Origin of the sequence: Streptomyces sp. NPDC057900, from assembly GCF_042887885.1 — a bacterium.
Classification (GTDB): domain Bacteria; phylum Actinomycetota; class Actinomycetes; order Streptomycetales; family Streptomycetaceae; genus Streptomyces.
The window spans coordinates 165,107-182,611 of record NZ_JBHVOI010000010.1 but is presented as its reverse complement, the minus strand read 5'-3'; the positions used below and the strand labels follow the sequence as shown (position 1 = coordinate 182,611).

The following is a 17,505-nucleotide window of genomic DNA, read 5'->3' as shown; positions in this document are numbered from 1 at the left end:
GGCGGGACCACATGACGGAAGCCGACCCCGGGCTCTTCGGGCCCGAATCGGTCACCTGGCAGATCCACGGCGACCCGATGATGTGGGTGGCGGGGGTGCGCGCCCTGTACCTCCAGGCGCTGCACCCCCGGGCGGTGCGCGGCGTCATGCAGAACTCCGACTTCCGCGAGGACGCCTGGGGCCGGCTGATGCGCACGGCCGGATTCGTCGGGACCATCACCTACGGCACCACCGAAGCAGCCGAGCGGGCGGGCGCCCGGGTCCGCCGGATCCACCGCCTCCTCAAGGCCACCGACCCGCGCACCGGCGAGACGTACGGCATCGACGACCCCGAACTGCTGCTGTGGGTCCACTGCGCGGAGGCCGACTCCTACCTCCAGGTCGAACGGCGCTCCGGCTTCCCGCTCACCGGCGCGCAGGCCGACCGGTACGTGGACGAACACCGCACAGGCGCCCGGCTCGTCGGCCTCGACCCGGCCGGCGTACCCGCCACCACCGCACAGCTCGCCGCGTACTTCGATCGGGTACGGCCTCAACTGGCCGCCTCACCCGATGCGCTGGACGTCGACGACTTCCTGCGGAGGCCACCGGTCCACCCGCTGCTGGTGCCCGCCCGCGCCCTGCTCTGGCGGCGCGTCGCGACGCTCGCCTACCAGTCGCTGCCCCCGTACGCCCACGAGTTGTACGGCAGACCCGCGCCCCCGGCCGCCACTGTCGACCGGCGGCTGCGCACCGCCGGGACGCTGCTGCGGGGCATCCCGGCACGGCTGCGCTGGCAGCTCCCGCCGGGCCATATTCTGAACGCGATGGCAAGGCTGGGCCCCGGCAGCCGCCCCACCCCGTACAAACTGAAGAGGCAGGCAGCCATACTGGACGGGCCGGGGAGGGCGCAGCGACAGCAGGCGGAGTGACGGGGGCGACAGCGGGGATGGCGGAAACCAGGCTGATCCAGAGCCGGTACCGACTGCTCGATCTGATCGGGCGCGGCGGCATGGGCGAGGTGTGGCGCGCCCGTGACGAGTCACTCGGCCGCCAGGTCGCCGTCAAATGCCTGAAGCCGATGGGCCCCCAGCACGACCAGGACTTCACCCGCATCCTGCGCGAGCGCTTCCGCCGGGAGGCCAGGGTCGCCGCCGCGCTCCAGCACCGGGGCGTCACCGTCGTCCACGACTTCGGTGAGTACGAGGGCGTGCTCTACCTGGTGATGGAGCTCCTCGACGGCCGCAACCTCAGCCAGCTCCTGGAGGACAACGAACAGCACCCGCTGCCGGTCGACGACGTCGTCGACATCGCCGAACAGGTCGCCGACGCCCTCGGCTACACCCACCAGCAGGGCATCGTCCACCGCGACCTCAAGCCCGCCAACATCATGCGGCTGTCCGACGGGACGGTGAAGATCTGCGACTTCGGCATAGCGCGACTCGGCCACGACATCAGCGTCACCTCACGCCTCACCGGTGTCGGCATCGCCATGGGCACCCCCCACTACATGTCGCCCGAGCAGATCAGCGGCGGCCAGATCGACCACCGCAGCGACCTCTACTCGCTGGGCTGCGTGCTGTACGAGATCGCCACCGGGGCGCCGCCGTTCGACCTCGACGACGCCTGGGGCGTGCTCGTCGGACACCGCGACACGGAGCCGGAGCCGCCGCGCAGCCACCGCGCGGAACTCCCCGTCTTCTTCGACCGCGTCGTCCTGGAGCTGCTCGCCAAGACCCCCGAGCAGCGGCCCGCCGACGCCGGCGACCTGCGCCGCCGCATCGCCCTCGGCCGCACCGGCGGACAGCCGTACCTGGAGCCGGCCGGCCGGGTGCCGCTCGCGCCGCCCCTCCCCGTCACGCGTCCCGGCGGACGGACCGGCCCGCTGCCCCGGCTGCCCGACTGGACCCAGGGCATGACCAGCGGCATCAAGGCGACGGGCAGCACCTCACCAGGCCTCCCGATGCCCGGCCACTCGACGGGCCTGACCGGGCAGTGGACCACCGGCAGCACAGGACCGGCACCGGCGGCCGAGCGGCACACGCCCTCACCGGAACACCTCGCGCTTCTGGCCGGCCGCCACAGCGCGGGGCTCGACCTGGGCCGCCTCGGCCACTGGGACGAGGCGGGCGAGGTCCACCGGGCCGTCGCCGCGGAACGCGCGCACGCCCTGGGCGCCGACCACCCCGACACCCTCGCCAGCCGCTACGAGGTCGGGTTCACCCTCAGCCGCACCGGGCGGGCGTCGGACGCGCTGCGGGAGTTCGGCCTCGTCGCGGAGGGCCGCGGCAGGACGCTCGGCCCCGACCACCCGGAGACCCTCGCAGCCCGCCAGGAAGTGGCCTACGTGCTGGGGCAGCTCGACCGTCACTTCGAGGCCCACCAGATCTACACCGCCGTCCTCGCCTCCCGGGAACGCTCGATGGGACCCGACCACCCCGACACCCTGCGCTGCCGCCACAACCTTGCGTTCAACCTCAGCCGGCTCGGGCGCCTTGAGGAGTCGTACCGGATGGCCCACGACGTGGCGGAGGCCCGCGCCCGGCTGCTCGGCGCGACCCACCCCGACACCCTGGTCACCCGTTACGAGGTCGGCTACACCCTGGGCCGGCTCGGCCGGTGGGCAGAGGCCCTGCAGACCTACCGGGAGGTCGTCGAGGGCCGCTCGCAGGTGCTGGGCGCCGACCACCCCGACACCCTCGCGGCCCGCTACGAGGTAGGCATCAGCCTCGGCCGGCTGGGCCGCAGCGCCGAGGCGCTGGAGCTGTACCGGCTGCTCGTCGACGACCGGACCAGGGTCAGCGGTCCCGACGACCCCGAGACCCTCCGCGCCCGCCACGGACTGGGCGTCAACCTGGGCCGGCTGGCGCGCTGGGAGGAGGCGCTGGCCGAATCGCGCGAGGTGTGCGCGACCCGCACCCGTGTCCTGGGCGCCGACCACGCGGACACCCTCGTCAGCCGCCGCGAGGTCGCCGTCGGCCTCGGCTGGCTCGGCCGCTGGGGCGAGGCGCTCACCGTCTACCGGCAGGTCGCGGAGGTGCGCACCCGGCTGCTCGGCGCCGACCACCCGGACGTGCTCGCCAGCCGCAACGACGAGGCGCACTGCCTGGAACAGCTCGGCCGGGGGACGGAAGCGGTCGGGCTGTACCGGCAGGTCGCGGCGTTGCGCCGGCAGCGGGTCGTGCCGCCCGCCTGACGCACGGCTCCGCCGTTCTGACGCACCCCCGCCCCCGCACCGCCCCTGCGCCCGCTCTGGCCCGCGGCCGCCGTCCGTGCTACCAAGAGCCATGCCCGTACCCGACAGCTATGACGCAGTCATCGTGGGCGGCGGCCACAACGGTCTCGTCGCCGCCGCCTACCTCGCCCGGTCCGGGCAGTCCGTCCTGGTCCTGGAACGCCTGGGCACCACCGGGGGAGCGGCCGTCTCGACCCGGCCCTTCGCGGGCGTCGACGCCCGGCTGTCGCGCTACTCGTACCTGGTGTCCCTGCTGCCGCCGAAGATCGTCCGGGAGCTCGGCCTCGACTTCGCCGTACGCAAACGGACCGTCTCCTCCTACACCCCGGCCGTCCGCGACGGGCGCGCGACCGGGCTGCTCGTCGGCGGCGACGGGACCCGCGAGTCCTTCGCCGCGCTCACCGGCTCGGAGCGGGAGTACGAGGCGTGGCAGCGGTTCTACCGCCGTACCGGGCAGGTCGCGGAGCGGGTCTTTCCCACCCTCACGGAGCCGCTGCCGTCCCGCGACGCGCTGCGGGAGCGGATCGGTGACGCCGACGCCTGGCGGATGCTCTTCGAAGAGCCCATCGGCGTCGCCGTCGAGGAGAACTTCGACGACGACCTCGTACGCGGCGTCGTGCTCACCGACGCGCTGATCGGCACCTTCGCCGACGCACACGATCCCTCACTGCTCCAGAACCGCTGCTTCCTCTACCACGTCATCGGCGGCGGCACCGGCGACTGGGACGTGCCGGTCGGCGGCATGGGCGCGCTCACCGACGCCCTCGCGGCGGCGGCGCGCGCGGCCGGGGCCCACATCCGCACCGGCCACGAGGCGATCCGCGTCGAAACCGACGGCACGCACGCCGAGGTGACGGTACGGACGGACGGCGGCGAGCGGACCATCGGCGCCCGCCGGGTCCTGGTCAACGCCTCGCCCCAGGCACTCGCGGCGCTCCTCGGGGACGAACCGCCGGCGCCCGCCGAGGGTGCCCAGCTGAAGGTGAACATGCTGCTCACCCGGCTGCCCCGGCTGCGCGACCGCTCGGTGGACCCGCGTGCGGCGTTCGCCGGGACGTTCCACATCGCGGAGGGGTACGGGCAGCTGGCCGACGCCTACCGGGACGCGGCGGCGGGACGGCTGCCCGCCGCCCCGCCCTCCGAGATCTACTGCCACTCGCTGACGGACCCCTCGATCCTCGGCCCGGATCTCGCCGCCCGCGGCTACCAGACGCTGACCCTGTTCGGCCTGCACACCCCGGCCCGGCTGTTCGCCGCGGACAACGGGGCGACGCGCGCGGCCCTGCTCAAGGCCACCCTCGCGGAACTCGACTCCCACCTGGAGGAGCCGATCGCGGACTGCCTGGCCCTCGACGGGAACGGCGAGCCCTGCGTCGAGGCGAAGACCCCGCTGGACCTGGAGCAGGAGCTGCGGCTGCCCGGCGGCCACATCTTCCACCGGGACCTCGCCTTCCCGTACGCCACGGAGGCGACCGGCCGCTGGGGTGTGGAGACCGCGCACCCCAACATCCTGCTGTGCGGCGCGGGCGCGGTGCGCGGCGGCGGCGTCAGCGGGGTGCCCGGCCACAACGCCGCGATGGCGGCGCTGGGCCGGTGACCGGGCCCTACTGCCCGAACACGCCGCGCAGGGCCGCGATCTTGCGCGGCAGGTCGTACTCCGCGCCGCCCTCGTGGCCGTTGTACGTGAACACCTCGATCTCGGCCGGACCCGCGTAGCGGTGGTAGGCGGCGAACACCGTGGACGACGGGCAGACCTTGTCCATCAGGCCCACGGAGAACCAGGCCGGGACGGTGGCCCGCGCCGCGAAGTTCACCCCGTCGAAGTACGACAGGGTCTCCATCGCCTCGTCGATCCGGAACCGGTGCCCGGAGAGCCAGCGCGCGATCTCCGCGTACGGACCCGCGTCCGTGATCTGCGAGGCACGCCGGTAGTGGCAGAGGAACGGCACATCGGCGACGGCCGCCACGACGTCGTCCCGCAGCCCGGCCACGGCGAGCGCGAGGCCGCCGCCCTGGCTGCCGCCGAGCACCGCGACGCGTGAGGCGTCCACCGCGTCGTGCGCCTTCACCGCGTCCACGGCCCGCACCGCGTCCGTGATCAGCCGGCGGTAGTAGTGCCGGTAGGGGTCCTCGATGCCCCGGGTCAGGAAGCCGGGGGAGGAGGAGCCGTTGCCGTCGGGCCCGATGTCCACGGTGTCGGCGGTGTTCTTGCCGCCGCCGCCCTGACCCCGGTTGTCCATGATCAGGTGCGCGTAGCCGAGGGCGCTCCAGGTCAGCCAGGAGTACGGGATGCCCCGGCCGCCGTTGTAGCCGATGTACTGCACCACGGCGGGCAGCGGACCCGAGCGGGCCCTGGGCAGCATCAGCCACGCCTTCACCGGCTGTCCGCCCCAGCCGGTGAACGTCACGTCGAGGACGTCGACGGTGGCGAATCCGGCGTCGTACGGGACGAACTCGGCGTCGAGTCCGTGCCTGGACGCCTCGGTGAGGGTCTTCTCCCAGAAGGCGTCGAAGTCGGCCGGCTCCTCCGGCTCCGGCCGGTAGTCGCGCAGCCGGTCCAGTGGCATGTCGAACAGCAAGGGTCTAGCTCCTCTTCAGGGTGAGGTTGAGGGTCGCGCCGTGGCGTCCGGCGGTGTCGGCGGTGATCCGGATGCCGCTGCCGGACGGTGCGGTGCTCACACCCGGATCGGCGGAGACCACGGTCAGCCCCCGCAGCGCCAGGTCGAGCACGACGGAGGAGCGCAGCTGGGTCGGGTCGGAGAGGGAGACGGTCACCGTCTTTCCGTCGGGCCTGACCAGGACCGAGGCCGGGCCGTCCGAGGTGAGCTCCTGCGCGGTTCCCGCCGCCCAGAAGTTCGCCGCGAGCAGTCCGTCCGCCGCGCGGCGGACCGCGTGTACGGCGGTGGAGTCCGCGACCAGGGTCACCGGGGGCGCGGACGACCACTGCTCCGTGCGCTCCGCGGACGCCGCCGGGGCCTGCAGCCAGAAGTAGCCGGCCCCGTCCGGTGCGGTCCCGTGGTCCTGCCACAGCGTCAGATAGGGGCGGGTGACGGAGGTGTCCGTGCCGTACTTCAGGTTGATCTCGCGCCAGGTCGCGGTCCGGTCTTCCCGGAGCCCGTGCACGGTGACGGGCTGCGGGAAGACGTATCCGCCGGTCCCGGCGACGTGCAGCCACCGCACCTCGTCCAGCCGCGCCGACCAGCCGGAGTCCGAGGGGGCGGCCTCGCCGTTGACGAGCAGGGCCGCCGCCGGGTCGCGCAGCTTGCGGTTCTCCACGACCGTCTCGGCCGTACCGGCGTCGGAGGTGATGCCGGAACCGACGCACGCGATGACGTCATCAAGGCAGAACCAGCTCTTGAGCCCCTCCAGCGAACTGCCGAACGCCCGCAGCTCCATTCCGTACGCGCCGAGCGTCGTGCCCGGCAGCGCGGTGCCGCCCGCCCAGTCGGCGGTGCTGGTGGTGCGCTGCCCCGCGGCGTCGGCGGGCCGGCCCGCGATGACCGTGGTGCCGGGCAGCCGCGCCGGGTCGACCGTCGGCCAGTAGTCCTCGCTGTAGTGACCGAGGTCGTCCGTGTAGAGGAGCACCATGCCGTCGGAGAGGTGCCAGGCGTGCAGGTTCTCGTTCTGGATCGACTCGTAGTTGTAGATCCGGGACGAGTACGCGGAGATGCCCAGCGCGAACGAGGGGCGGTGGTGGGCCGCCTTGTCCATCCTGGGGTGCTGCTTGTGCGCGACCAGCGGACCGCGCGCCGGTACCGGAGAGGCGATGACCTGCCGGGCGGCGACGAGCGAGGCGAGGTCGGTGACGGCGAGGAAGTCCCGGTAGGTGTCCTCCGCGATCCACTGCTTGACCAGGGCGGTGAACCGGTCGGCGGTCTCGCCGGGGAACCCCGGGATCAGCCGGACCACCGCCTCGATGACCGTCTGTGCCGAGACGTGGCCCTGCTTGCTCGGGCGGGCGATCTCGCGCCCGCACACCGACGCCATCACGTCGCCGCGTGCCAGCAACGGATCGAAGCCCTCGTCGACCCAGCCCCGGACGTTGTCCAGGTCGGGATCGGTGACCGTCCACGCCGTACCGGCCAGGAGGTTCAGCAGCCGGGAGAGGTTGTTGAGCAGCTCCTTGCCGTAGCCGCCGTTGTACGGGTGCTTGTAGTGCTGGAGGAACGAGCCGTCGGAGTAGAAGCCCTCGCCGGTTCCCTCGGCCGCCGCGCTCGCGTCGTTGTACGCGAGGACGCTGTTGGCGCCCGAACCCTCGACGTCCGAAAGAGCGTCACGGACCCTGGCCAGGTCGTCCCCGCTGTCGCGCAGCACCGCGTTGACGGCGACGACGGTGGAGATCCACACCCGGTTGGCGCCGGTCGCGATCTGCCGGTCGGCCCGCCACAGGTTGGGGTCGGGCGTGTAGTGCTGGACGGCCGAGGTGATCCGGGCGAGCCGCTCTGCGCCCAGCGCGTCGTACAGCAGGACCGTCGCGTCGTTGAGGGCGAGCGCGGAGCCGATCTCCCAGTCCCAGTCGTTGTCGAACCGGGTGTGCTCGGGGCCGTAGCGGTTGGCCAGCATCCAGTCGATGCCGCCCAGCAGCAGATCGCGCAAGGCGGTGTCGCCGTACTGGGGAGTGCCGGGCACGGCCCACGCGGTCGCGACCGTGGCGAGCCGCTTGAACGAGGTGGTGACGTGGTTGGAGAGCGTGGTGCTGGTCAGGTCCGGGAACAGCCCGTCGGTGCGCGTGGGGTCCAGGCCCTTGGCGGAGGTCGTCGCGGCCTTGCCGATCCGGGCCACGGCGGCGGCGATCCGCTGGTCCGTCAGGTCGAGGCCGGGGCCGCCGGTGAGCAGGGTGTGCCACCGGACGCGCAGCGAGGCGGCGTCGTCGGCCGGGTCCGCGGCGGCGGCCCGCGCGCTGCCCGCAGGGAGTACGAGCGGCAGGGCGGCGGCCGCGCCGAGGGCCGCCGCGCCCGCCAGGACGGTGCGGCGGGTGGTGGTGCCGTTGGTGCCGTGGGTGGTGCCTGGGTTCATGGCGCTGCCCTCACAGAAGGTGTCGGCGGTCGACGGCCGCGGCGAGCGCCGCATGGCCGGAAGGGTTGGGGTGGAGCCCGTCGCCGCTGTCGTACGCGGACCGCAGCCGCTCCGGACGGTCCGGGTCCCGCAGCGCCGCGTCGAAGTCGGCCACGGCGTCGAAGACGCGGCCGGTCCGCACCGCCGCGTTGATCCGCAGCCGCACCGTCTCCAGCTCGGGCGTCCAGCGGGTCCAGCCCCCGAACGGGGCGATGGTCGCGCCGACCGCCCGCAGCCCGGCGTCCCGTGAGCGCAGCACCAGCTGCCGGTAGCCGGCCAGCACGAGCGCGGGGTCCGTCTGGCTCGGCGGCTGCTGGAGGTCGTTGACGCCGAGGTGGACCAGGACGGTACGCAGTCCGGGCAGCGACAGCACGTCGCGGTCGAACCTGGCCTGTCCGCCGGGGCCGAACCGGGCGTCGTCCAGCAGCACCCGGTTGCCGCTGATCCCGAGATCCGCGACCGCGGAGCCGGGCAGCCGCCGGGCGAGCTGGTCCGGCCAGCGGAGATCGGAGTCGTCCGGCGTGCCGACGCCCTCCGCGATGGAGTCGCCGAGCACCGCCACCACCGGCCCGTGCGCGCCCGTCACCTCGACGCCGGTCAGCAGGTACACCGAAGTGGTGCGCTCCCCGTCGACGTCGTGCGAGGCGTGGGTGTTGCGGTGGAAGGACAACGGCCCGGTGGGGCCCGGCAGTTCGGTACGCACGGTCAGCAGGGAGCCCTCCGCCGCCCGCGGTCCGGCGACCGCGTCACTGGTCAGCGAGGCGCCCGCGGCGAGCCACGCCTGCCGCTGCCCGCCGAACGTCACGGGCCTGCCGCCCGCGGTCACCGGGCCGATCAGTACGGGTACGGTGCCGAAGGCGTGCCCGTAGCGCAGCCGCACCTGTCCGCCGGCCGACAACCGGACCCGCGCGGTGAACGTCGCGTCCGTCAGCCCGGCGCTCGCCACCGGGTCGGTCTCGGTCGGCGCGGTCTGCGCGGTCGCCCAGGAGGTCGTCCAGCGCGAGCGGCGCGCGTCGCCGCCCGTGCCTCCGGCGGCCTGCGCGCCCGGCGCCGCCACCGCGACGGCGGCCAGTCCGGCGGCGGCCGTCAGTACCCCGCGTCTCGCGGGCCCCCGGCCGCTCACTGCGGGCACGCGCCGGTCGGGGCGTACTCGCTGCCGTAGGTGCCGACCGCGTCGCCGCCGGTGTTCCCGCTCATCGTGTTGGTGCAGACGGGGCCCTGCGGGGTCCGCATGAACTTGATGCCGCCGCCCGCGTTGCCGGTGATGGTGTTGCCGTAGACGCTGGTCGCGGTGCCGTCGGTGGCGGTGTCACCGCCGAGCCGGATGCCCGCGCCGACGTTGTCGTGGATGGTGTTGTAGCGGAAGATGTTGCCGCTGCCGCGTGCGTCGAGCCCGCCGGAGCTGGGGTCCTGCTGCTGGCTGCAGTCGTTGTACTCGACGTAGTTGTTGGTCGAGTTCTCCTTCACGTCGACGCACTCGTTGCCACGGGTGGTGATCGTGTTGTGGTGGATGCGGTTGTCGCGGCTGATGTCGGGGGCCGAGTCCGGGGCACCGTTCGCGCCCTGCTGCTCGGGGGCCGTGCCGAGGTAGATGCCCTCGCCGTTCTTGCCGCCGCCGCCGAACTTGAAGTCCGCGACACCGCAGTCCCTGATCGTGTTGCCGGAGATCTCGGCGCCGGTCACCAGGTAGCGCACCCGCAGACATTCGTCCGCCGCGTTCTTCAGGGTCATATCGGTGATGCGCAGACCGCCCACACCGTCCCCCGGAGTCGTGCTCATGACATATATGAGCTTGAGGCGGTACCCCGACACATCGCTGGACGAGCCGTGCAGCCCGTCCACGGTGAATCCGCTCAGCGTCGTCGAGTCGTGCCGCACCTGGATGATCCGGGCGTCGCCGGCGCCCTTCACCACCGCGTTCGACGGGCCGGTGAGCGTGACCCCGGCGCGCTCCGTGACGACGTCCTGCTTGTACGTGCCCGCGGCGAGGTTCACCACCGCGCCCGCCGGCGCCAGGTCGAGGGCCTTCTGGATGGTGGCGAACGGGGACCCCGCCGACGTACCGGAGTTGGTGTCGCTGCCGGACGGCGACACGTAGTAGGAGGTGGCGGCCGTGGCTGCCACCGACGGCGGGGCGAGGGCGAGCGGGGTACCGACCGCGAGTGCGGCGACGAGGGTGGTGCGCAGTGCGTGGCTCATGAGGTGTGCCTCCTGGGATCAGCGAAGGACAGAGCGAGCAGTACGGGGATGCTCGGGCCGAGAAGCAGTGGCCCCAGCGGTACGACGAGGGAGAGCAGTACGGCGGAGATCACCGCGCCGAGCAGGGCGGTGCCCCGGGCGGCCGAGCCGAAACCGAGCGCCAGCGCCCGGCGGGTCCAGTCGCGGAGGGTCCCGCCCGGCGTACGGGCGGCCTCGGCCGCGAGCGCCACATGGTGGATGACCAGGGCGGCCGCGATGCCCGCCTGGGCGGCGAGCAGCACGAATGTCCACGGCTCAGAACGGCCCAGCAGATAGGCGATGTTGGCGGTCAGGACGGCGGCCGCCGCCGTGGAGGCCAGCCCGTGCCGCCACAGGGAGCGCCAGTACCGGGGGAAGGACGCGAAGGTGTTGGCGAAGCAGTGGCTGTCTCCCTCGGCCCGCCACCGCTGGAGACCGTGCGCCATCGCGGCGAGCGCGGGCAGCCAGGTGACCACCCCCAGCGACAGCACGACGAACGCGGCCCCGGCGGCGGCCGGGTAGGCCACGAACTCCAGCCGCCGCAGCAGCGTCGGCCAGTTGGACGAGAGAGTTGCCCGCATCGGTCAGCCGACCTTTCCTGTGTACGGTTCCGGCACGTCGAGGACGACCACGCCGTCCAGTTCGAGCCGGGTGGCCGCCACCACGTACGGGGCGCCGTCCGTGGTGAGCAGTACGGCCGCGGCGTCGGCGCCGACGCCTTCGGTACGGATCCGGCGGACGACGGGGGAGAGCAGCACGGTCTCCGTACCGAACGTCACTCCGTGCCCCGCCGCACAGGGGACCTGCGCGGCGTCCGCCCCCGTCCGCGGGCCGATCGCCGTGAGGAAGAGCCCCTCGGCGGACCTGGCGGTCGTCGAACGCAGCGTGTGCAGGGTCCGGGTGAGGCTCAGTTCCGGCGTGCTGGACGTCGGGTTGGCCACCACCTCTGTGACCTCGCTGACGGTCTCGCCATCGGTGGGCGCGAACTGCCGCACCCGTGCGCAGGCCTCGCCGGAGCGGATCAGCCGGCTGCCGTCGGGCCGGACCTCCGTGGGCCCGTCCGTCTGGAGCAGGAACGTCCACTCACGTGCCGCGTCCGCCTCTGCGAGGTCCAGCAGCACCAGCCGGCCGGACGGGGTGAACACCAGCGTCCGGTCCAGCCTCCGCACCCCGAGCGCGGGGTCGTACATCGCGGCGATCTCCGCCGTCGCGTGCGCCCATCCGCAGTCGGCGGAGAGCAGCACATCGCGCTGCCGGGCCTGCCGTTCGAAGGGGATGTCGCGGTACACGTGGTACCGGTCCTCGTCCGCGTACCCCTGCCCGTCCACCAGCAGCAGATTGTGGTGCGCGGCCTTCTTGCGGTTGCTGTAGCCCTCGTCCACCGCGAGGAACGCGCCCTGCGAGACCAGCACGAACGAGCCCGAATCGGGGTGGTGGTGGCCCTGGTTGAGGGTCTCCCAGCCCTTCTCCGCCCGGTGTTTCGCGGCCGTCTCCCAGGCCCGGTGGCCCCCGCCGGGGCTCGCCTTGAACGAGACCAGGGTGGCGTCGTCGTCCCATCCGGTACGGGCGGCGAGCAGCCCCAGGTCCGGGAAGAACGCCCGCGTCTCGGTGGGCCTCGCGGCCGCCACGGACGGGTCGTACCAGAGGTATTCGAGGTAGGCCTCCGGCAGGATCCCCGGCCGCACACCGCTCTCGGCCGCCTCCTTCCACAGCAGCTCGCCCGAGGCCAGATCACCCATCCACTGGGCCTCAGGGATGCCGTACTGCGCACCGAGGCGGTAGTAGAGCCCGGCGCTGTGGCCGCTGCGCCGGTCGTGGCAGTCACCGTGGTCGACGTTGAACGCGAAGCCGGGCGCGGTCTGGTGCAGCCGGTAGCGGAACGTGTGGGACATGAACCCGCCGCGGTCCCACCAGTCGATGCCCTCGGCCTCCTTCAGGAGGTCAAGATGGATGGCGAGGAAGGGCACGCCGTAGCGCCAGTACACGACGCCCTCCGCGTGCGAGCCGTCCTCCGGCATCAGGTCGAGCACGGTCCCGAGATTGTCCTTGGCGCGCTCGGTCCACTCCTCCTTGCCGAGCACGTACCCGGCCGTCGCCAGCCCCGCGTAGCAGATCCAGTTGTGGTTCTGCCAGTACGAGGAGGACCACCAGCTGCCCTCGCTCGCCACCGCGTACTCGTACATCCGCCGCCCCTGGAGCAGCAGCTTGTACCGCAGCAGCGCCCGTACCCCGTCCGGCAGTTCGTCGCCGATCCACTTGTACGCGAGGGACAGGTGGTGCAGCAGCCAGCCGGCGTCCAGGTCGTGGTCCGGCATATGGGCCTTGCCCCAGTGGGGCAGCCGCACCGCGGCCTCGATCCACCGCAGGCTCTCCGCCAGATGGGCCGGATCGCCGCCCACCCGGTAGGCCAGGGCCGGGTTGGACGCCGCCGGGCCCAGCCAGGTGATGCTGGCCAGCGGGTGCGTACGGGGCGGGGTCAGCCCGCGGTGACGGGCGGCCTCCTCGTACAGCCGGGCCTCCTGTGCGGGGCGCGGTCCTGGCGGCGGGGTAGCCGAGAGCAACAAGGGTCAGTCCTCCGATCGGAACCGTGTGGTGCCGCCGTCCGCGAGCCGGACCGTCAGCCCGTCCTCCGTCAGCGTCACGTCGGTGACGGCGGGCCCGGCGGACCCGGCCTGGTACACCGAGGCGAAGGTGACCCGGTCGGTGACGGCGGTGAAGTCGACCCGGGTCCGCACCCGCTGGGGGTCGTCGGCCGGGCCGGGGCCCGGGGTGCTCACCGGGCGCACCGGCACCCCGGCGAGGTGCGTGTGCCAGCCGTGCAACGTCTCGTCGCCGTACCAGGTGGTGCGCACCGGGCCCGCCCCCTGCGACTGGACGTCCAGGGCGGTGCCGGGGCGCAGCTGCGCGGTGATGCGCCGGTCATCCACGGCGGCCACGGTCAGCAGGTCCACCAGATAGCCGTCGCCCGCCACGATCCGCCGGACCGCCCGTACGCCCTCGTACGCGGTGGTCACCTCCGCGGTCACCGAGCGGTCGTCCGAGTGCAACAGCGTGCCCGTGCACTCGGCCTGCTCGCCGCCGTCCACCCGGAACGCCGGATGCGCCTCGGTCGACGCGTACAGATCACGGAACTCGGCGTGGGCGTAGGGGACCTGACCGGGGTCGGGCTGCCACGGAGTCGTATCGCCGTAGAGATAAAGAGACAACTTGTCCCGGTGGCCGTGCGAACCGCCGTGCGGGCCGAAGTCCAGCAGCGCGTGGATGCCCGCGACCCGCAGCACCCCGTACCCCGCAGCCCCGAACACCGTCAGCGCACCGGGCGCGGTCCGCTCCGGGAGCGGCGGGCCGGTGAACCAGCCGCCCAGCTCCCGGTCGAGACCGTCGTCCGCGTCACCGAGCTCGGCACGGGCCCGCCCGGCCACCGCCTCCAGTGCGGGGGACGGCACCAACTGCTGAGCGAGCGCGATGAGTTCGAGCCATTCCAGGGCCAGCGGACCGCGCAGGTACGGACCGTCGTGCAGCGCGGGCAGAATGCCGCCCGGTGTCGCGATCGTCGCCAGCACGTCCGTCATCCCGGCCAGCACGCCCACCACATCGGCCGGGACCGCCGCCGGATCGGTCCCCCGGAGCGCGAGCAGCGCCGCCCGCAGCACGAACCCGTGGTAGTAGGTGCTGCCCTCCCACTCCCAGCCGTCCTGCGCGACCGCGACCCGCAGATGCGCGTACAGGCCGTGCTCGCCCTCCAGCCACTCCTTGCCGCCGTCCCACTCCTGCCCGCGCGCCGCGGCGGCGCCGCGACCGGCGGCCACCCCCGCGGCGTTGAGCCACGCGGTGTAGTTCGAGGCGAGCTGCCCCTTACCGGTCAGCACGGTCCGGGCGTCCAGGGCCGCCCGCTCCAACGCGTCCAGCAGCGGCAGCACTCCGGCCAGATCATCCGTGCCGTGCTCGGCGAGCGTGCTGACCGCGTGACCGATGTTCACCGCCCAGATCGCGTCGGTCAGCGCCTGGTGGAAGAGCCGGCCGCGCAGCATCCAGCCCTGCGCCTCGCCGTGCTGCGCGGTGGCCAGCTCCTCGTACAGACCCGCGTACTCGACGAGCCGGGCCACCGCCTCCGCGCGCTCACCGCGGTGGGCGAGCACCCGCAGGTGCCGTGCCCACGCCTGGTGCGACAGCACCAGCCAGGCCCCGCGCACCGCCTCGTCGTCCACCCGGCAGCCGTACGCGCAGCGCGCGCCGCCCTCGGGGAACACCCCGCCGAGCACATCGCCGTGATCCAGCTCCACCCCGTGCGCCGGGCACACGTACGCGTGCCACCAGCCGCCCCGCTCCCGGGCGATCCCCCTCAACGCGGCCACACGCCACCGTCGATGTCCACCGTGGTGGCGGTCAGGAAGCCGGACGCGGGCGACGCGAGGTGGACGACGGCGGAGCCGACGTCCTGCGGAGTGCCGGCCCGGCCCACCGGGATGCCCGCCTCCATCGCCTCCTGCGCCTGGGGCGCGGTGAACGTGTCGTGGAAGGCGGTGCCCTTGATGAAGCCGGGCGCCACGGCGTTCACCGTGATGCCGGTGGAGCCGAGCTCCTTGGCCAAGCCCTTGGTGAAGCCGACGACTCCGGCCTTGGCCGCCGCGTAGGCGACCGAGCCGGGGCCGCCGCCGTTGTGCGCGGCGAGCGAGGCCATGGTGATGACGCGCCCGGCCGGCGACTTCGTCAGATGCGGCAGAGCGGCCCGCACGGTGCGGAATGTCGAGGTCAGGTTGGTGGAGATGACCCGCTCGAAGTGGTCGTCGGACATCTCGGCGATCTTCGCCCGGCCGATCAGATGGCCCGCGTTGCAGACCAGGACGTCCAGGCCGCCGAGGAATCCGGTCGCCTCCTCGACGAAGCGGTCCACCTCGGACGTCACCGTCACATCGGCCTGGAACGCCTTGGCCCGGCGGCCCAGCGCCTCGATCTCGGAGACCGTCTTCGCGGCCTCCTCCGCGGAGGAGTGGTAGTGGACGGCGACATCGGCGCCGGCCTCCGCGAGGGCGACGGCGATGGCACGGCCGATGCCGTGGCCCGCTCCGGTCACCAGCGCGCGGGAACCTTGGAGATCAGCAGACATGGGGGGAAACCTTTCGATATCCGGTCACTCAGGACCGGGACCGGTCACTTGAGACCGGCGGTTGCGAAGCCCTGCACGAAATAGCGCTGGCCGATGAGGAAGAGAACGACCATGGGCAGGGTGGCGAGCGTGGTGCCCGCCATCAGGAAGTGCCACTGGGTGCCGTTCTCGGTCTTGAAGACGGAGAGCCCGACCTGGATCACCCGGAGGTTGTCCGAATGGGTCACCAGCAACGGCCACAGGAAGTTGTTCCAGGAGGACTCGAAGGTCAGCAGCGCCACCGTGATGAAGGCCGGCTTGACCTGCGGGGACATGATCCTGGAGTAGATCCGGAACTCCCCGAGCCCGTCGAGCCGGGCGGCCTCCTCCAGCTCCACCGGCAGGTCCAGGTAGAACTGCCGGAAGAGGAAGACTGCGAACGGGGTGACCGCGCCGGGCACGATGAGCGCCCACCAGGAGTCCAGCCAGCCGCTGCCGCCCTGGCCGAAGAGGTCGTTGCCCCCGGCCAGCGGCATGAAGCGGACGATCAGGAACTCCGGCAGCACCTTGGTGTACGTCGGGATCATCAGCGCCGCGATGAACAGGTAGAAGATGACCTCGCTGCCCCGGAACCTGATCCGGGCCAGTGAGTACCCCGCCATCGACGCCACCAGGACGTTGATGAGGGTGTGGCTGAACGCGATGATGAAGCTGTTGCGGGCGTACGTGGCGAAGGGCGCGGCCTTCAGCGCGTCGACGTAGTTGCCGAACTCCCAGTGTTCCGGCAGCAGTCCGGCGTCCTGCGACGCGATCTCCACCGGTGTCTTGAGGGAGGTCAGCACCATCCAGACGAACGGCACCACCATCAGCAGCGAGACGACGCAGAGTGTCAGGAACAGCGCGATCCGGCCGGCGGAGCGGCGGCCGCCCTTCGCGGCGGGCCGGGGCGGACGCAGGGCCCCGGGCTTGTGCAGCTCAGCTGTGGCCACGGGTGCCTCCCATGATCCGCCGGTTGACCAGGGTGAAGCCCATCAGCAGGACGAACAGCACCAGGGACTGGGCGCAGGCGTAGCCGACGCGGAACTCCCGGAAGGCGGACTTGTAGATCTCGTACGTCATCATCGTGGTGCTGTTGGCCGGTCCGCCGTCGGTCAGGATGTAGATCTGGTCGAAGGACTGGAACGCGTTGATCATCGAGGTGATGAGCACGAAGAACGTCGCCGGTTTCAGCAGCGGCAGGGTGATCGAGAAGAACTGCCGGACCTTCGAGGCGCCGTCCACCGAGGCCGCTTCGTACAGCTCCTTCGGCAGGGACTGCAGGGCGGCCAAGTAGATGAGCATCTTCATGCCGATGCCCTGCCAGATGCCGACCAGGATCACCGACGGCATCGCCCACGAGGTCGAGGAGAGCCAGGCCGGCCCCTGGACGCCGACGAAGGAGAGCAGGGTGTTGAACAGCCCGTTGCCCGGGTTGTAGATCCACAGCCAGACCAGGGCGATGGCCACCGTCGCGGTGACCTGCGGCAGGAAGATCGCGGTGCGGAAGACGCCGCGAGCCTTGAGGCCCGTGTGCAGGGCGAGCGCCGCCAGCAGCCCCAGCGCCATGCCGAACGGCACGGTGAAGAAGGTGTAGATGACGGTGTTCACGATGGACTTGCGGAAGACCGCGTCGTCCAGCATGTCCCGGAAGTTGTCGAACCCCACGAACTGCGGCGGCGTCAGCACGTCGTACTTGGTGAAGGCCAGGACGACCGCCGCGACGACCGGGAGCCCGATCCAGAGCGAGGCGTGCAGCAGGGCGGGTGCCACCATGAGCATGCCGGCCCGTCGCCTGCGACGACCGGGGCCCGTCGGGGTCCTGCGCGAGCGCCGGGTCGCCGGCGCGCTGTGCTCAGTCGGGGAAGGAGGCCGCGCGGGCCGTGCCTTCAGTACG

At 72.6% G+C, this 17,505-nt stretch carries 13 protein-coding genes; 3 read left to right on the top strand and 10 right to left on the bottom strand.

Features of this window, described 5'->3' with window-relative positions; translation table 11 throughout:
- Positions 1–11: 11 nt before the first annotated feature.
- The 3 genes from ACFVQ0_RS29280 to ACFVQ0_RS29270 all read left to right on the top strand — a co-directional run bounded on the left by ACFVQ0_RS29280 (position 12) and on the right by ACFVQ0_RS29270 (position 4,811).
- Positions 12–911: an oxygenase MpaB family protein gene (locus tag ACFVQ0_RS29280; protein WP_390092193.1), complete on the top strand. Its 900-nt coding sequence runs from the start codon at positions 12–14 to the stop codon at positions 909–911.
- A 17-nt stretch (positions 912–928) separates the two neighbouring features.
- Positions 929–3,175, top strand: coding sequence for a tetratricopeptide repeat protein (locus tag ACFVQ0_RS29275; RefSeq protein WP_390092192.1), 2,247 nt, complete (start codon positions 929–931; stop codon positions 3,173–3,175).
- A 91-nt stretch (positions 3,176–3,266) separates the two neighbouring features.
- The gene (locus tag ACFVQ0_RS29270; RefSeq protein ID WP_390092191.1) at positions 3,267–4,811 is read left to right on the top strand and encodes a phytoene desaturase family protein; all 1,545 of its coding nucleotides are present in this window, start codon (positions 3,267–3,269) and stop codon (positions 4,809–4,811) included.
- Positions 4,812–4,818: 7 nt separating this feature from the next.
- Here the strand turns inward: ACFVQ0_RS29270 and ACFVQ0_RS29265 are convergent, their stop codons facing one another.
- Genes ACFVQ0_RS29265 through ACFVQ0_RS29220 form a run of 10 tightly spaced genes read right to left on the bottom strand, consistent with a single transcriptional unit; the run spans position 4,819 to position 17,390 of the window.
- The gene (locus ACFVQ0_RS29265) at positions 4,819–5,793 is read right to left on the bottom strand and encodes an acetylxylan esterase (protein WP_390092190.1); all 975 of its coding nucleotides are present in this window, start codon (positions 5,791–5,793) and stop codon (positions 4,819–4,821) included.
- Positions 5,794–5,797: 4 nt separating this feature from the next.
- The gene (locus tag ACFVQ0_RS29260) at positions 5,798–8,230 is read right to left on the bottom strand and encodes a polysaccharide lyase 8 family protein (RefSeq protein WP_390092189.1); all 2,433 of its coding nucleotides are present in this window, start codon (positions 8,228–8,230) and stop codon (positions 5,798–5,800) included.
- A 10-nt stretch (positions 8,231–8,240) separates the two neighbouring features.
- Entirely contained in the window at positions 8,241–9,401 is a 1,161-nt protein-coding gene (locus ACFVQ0_RS29255; protein WP_390092188.1) for an SGNH/GDSL hydrolase family protein, read from the bottom strand.
- Entirely contained in the window at positions 9,389–10,468 is a 1,080-nt protein-coding gene (locus tag ACFVQ0_RS29250) for a DUF1565 domain-containing protein (RefSeq protein ID WP_390092187.1), read from the bottom strand. Before ACFVQ0_RS29250 ends, ACFVQ0_RS29255 begins: the two co-directional genes overlap by 13 nt.
- Positions 10,465–11,067 (bottom strand): hypothetical protein, encoded by a 603-nt coding sequence (locus tag ACFVQ0_RS29245; RefSeq protein ID WP_390092186.1) that lies wholly within the window; start codon positions 11,065–11,067, stop codon positions 10,465–10,467. The genes ACFVQ0_RS29250 and ACFVQ0_RS29245 overlap by 4 nt, the downstream gene beginning before the upstream one ends.
- 3 nt (positions 11,068–11,070) lie before the next feature.
- Complete coding sequence (locus ACFVQ0_RS29240; RefSeq protein WP_390092185.1) at positions 11,071–13,050, bottom strand: hypothetical protein; 1,980 nt, start codon at positions 13,048–13,050, stop codon at positions 11,071–11,073.
- Between the two features lie 3 nt (positions 13,051–13,053).
- Positions 13,054–14,841, bottom strand: a complete 1,788-nt coding sequence (locus ACFVQ0_RS29235; RefSeq protein ID WP_390092184.1) for a heparinase II/III family protein — start codon at positions 14,839–14,841, stop codon at positions 13,054–13,056.
- Positions 14,829–15,593 carry an SDR family NAD(P)-dependent oxidoreductase gene (locus ACFVQ0_RS29230; protein ID WP_390092183.1) on the bottom strand — a complete coding sequence of 255 codons (765 nt, stop codon included), beginning with the start codon at positions 15,591–15,593 and terminating at the stop codon, positions 14,829–14,831. The genes ACFVQ0_RS29235 and ACFVQ0_RS29230 overlap by 13 nt, the downstream gene beginning before the upstream one ends.
- A gap of 44 nt (positions 15,594–15,637) precedes the next feature.
- Entirely contained in the window at positions 15,638–16,561 is a 924-nt protein-coding gene (locus tag ACFVQ0_RS29225; protein WP_390092182.1) for a carbohydrate ABC transporter permease, read from the bottom strand.
- On the bottom strand, positions 16,548–17,390 hold the full coding sequence (locus tag ACFVQ0_RS29220) for a carbohydrate ABC transporter permease (protein WP_390092181.1): 843 nt from the start codon (positions 17,388–17,390) through the stop codon (positions 16,548–16,550). Before ACFVQ0_RS29220 ends, ACFVQ0_RS29225 begins: the two co-directional genes overlap by 14 nt.
- Between the last annotated feature and the right edge of the window lie 115 nt (positions 17,391–17,505).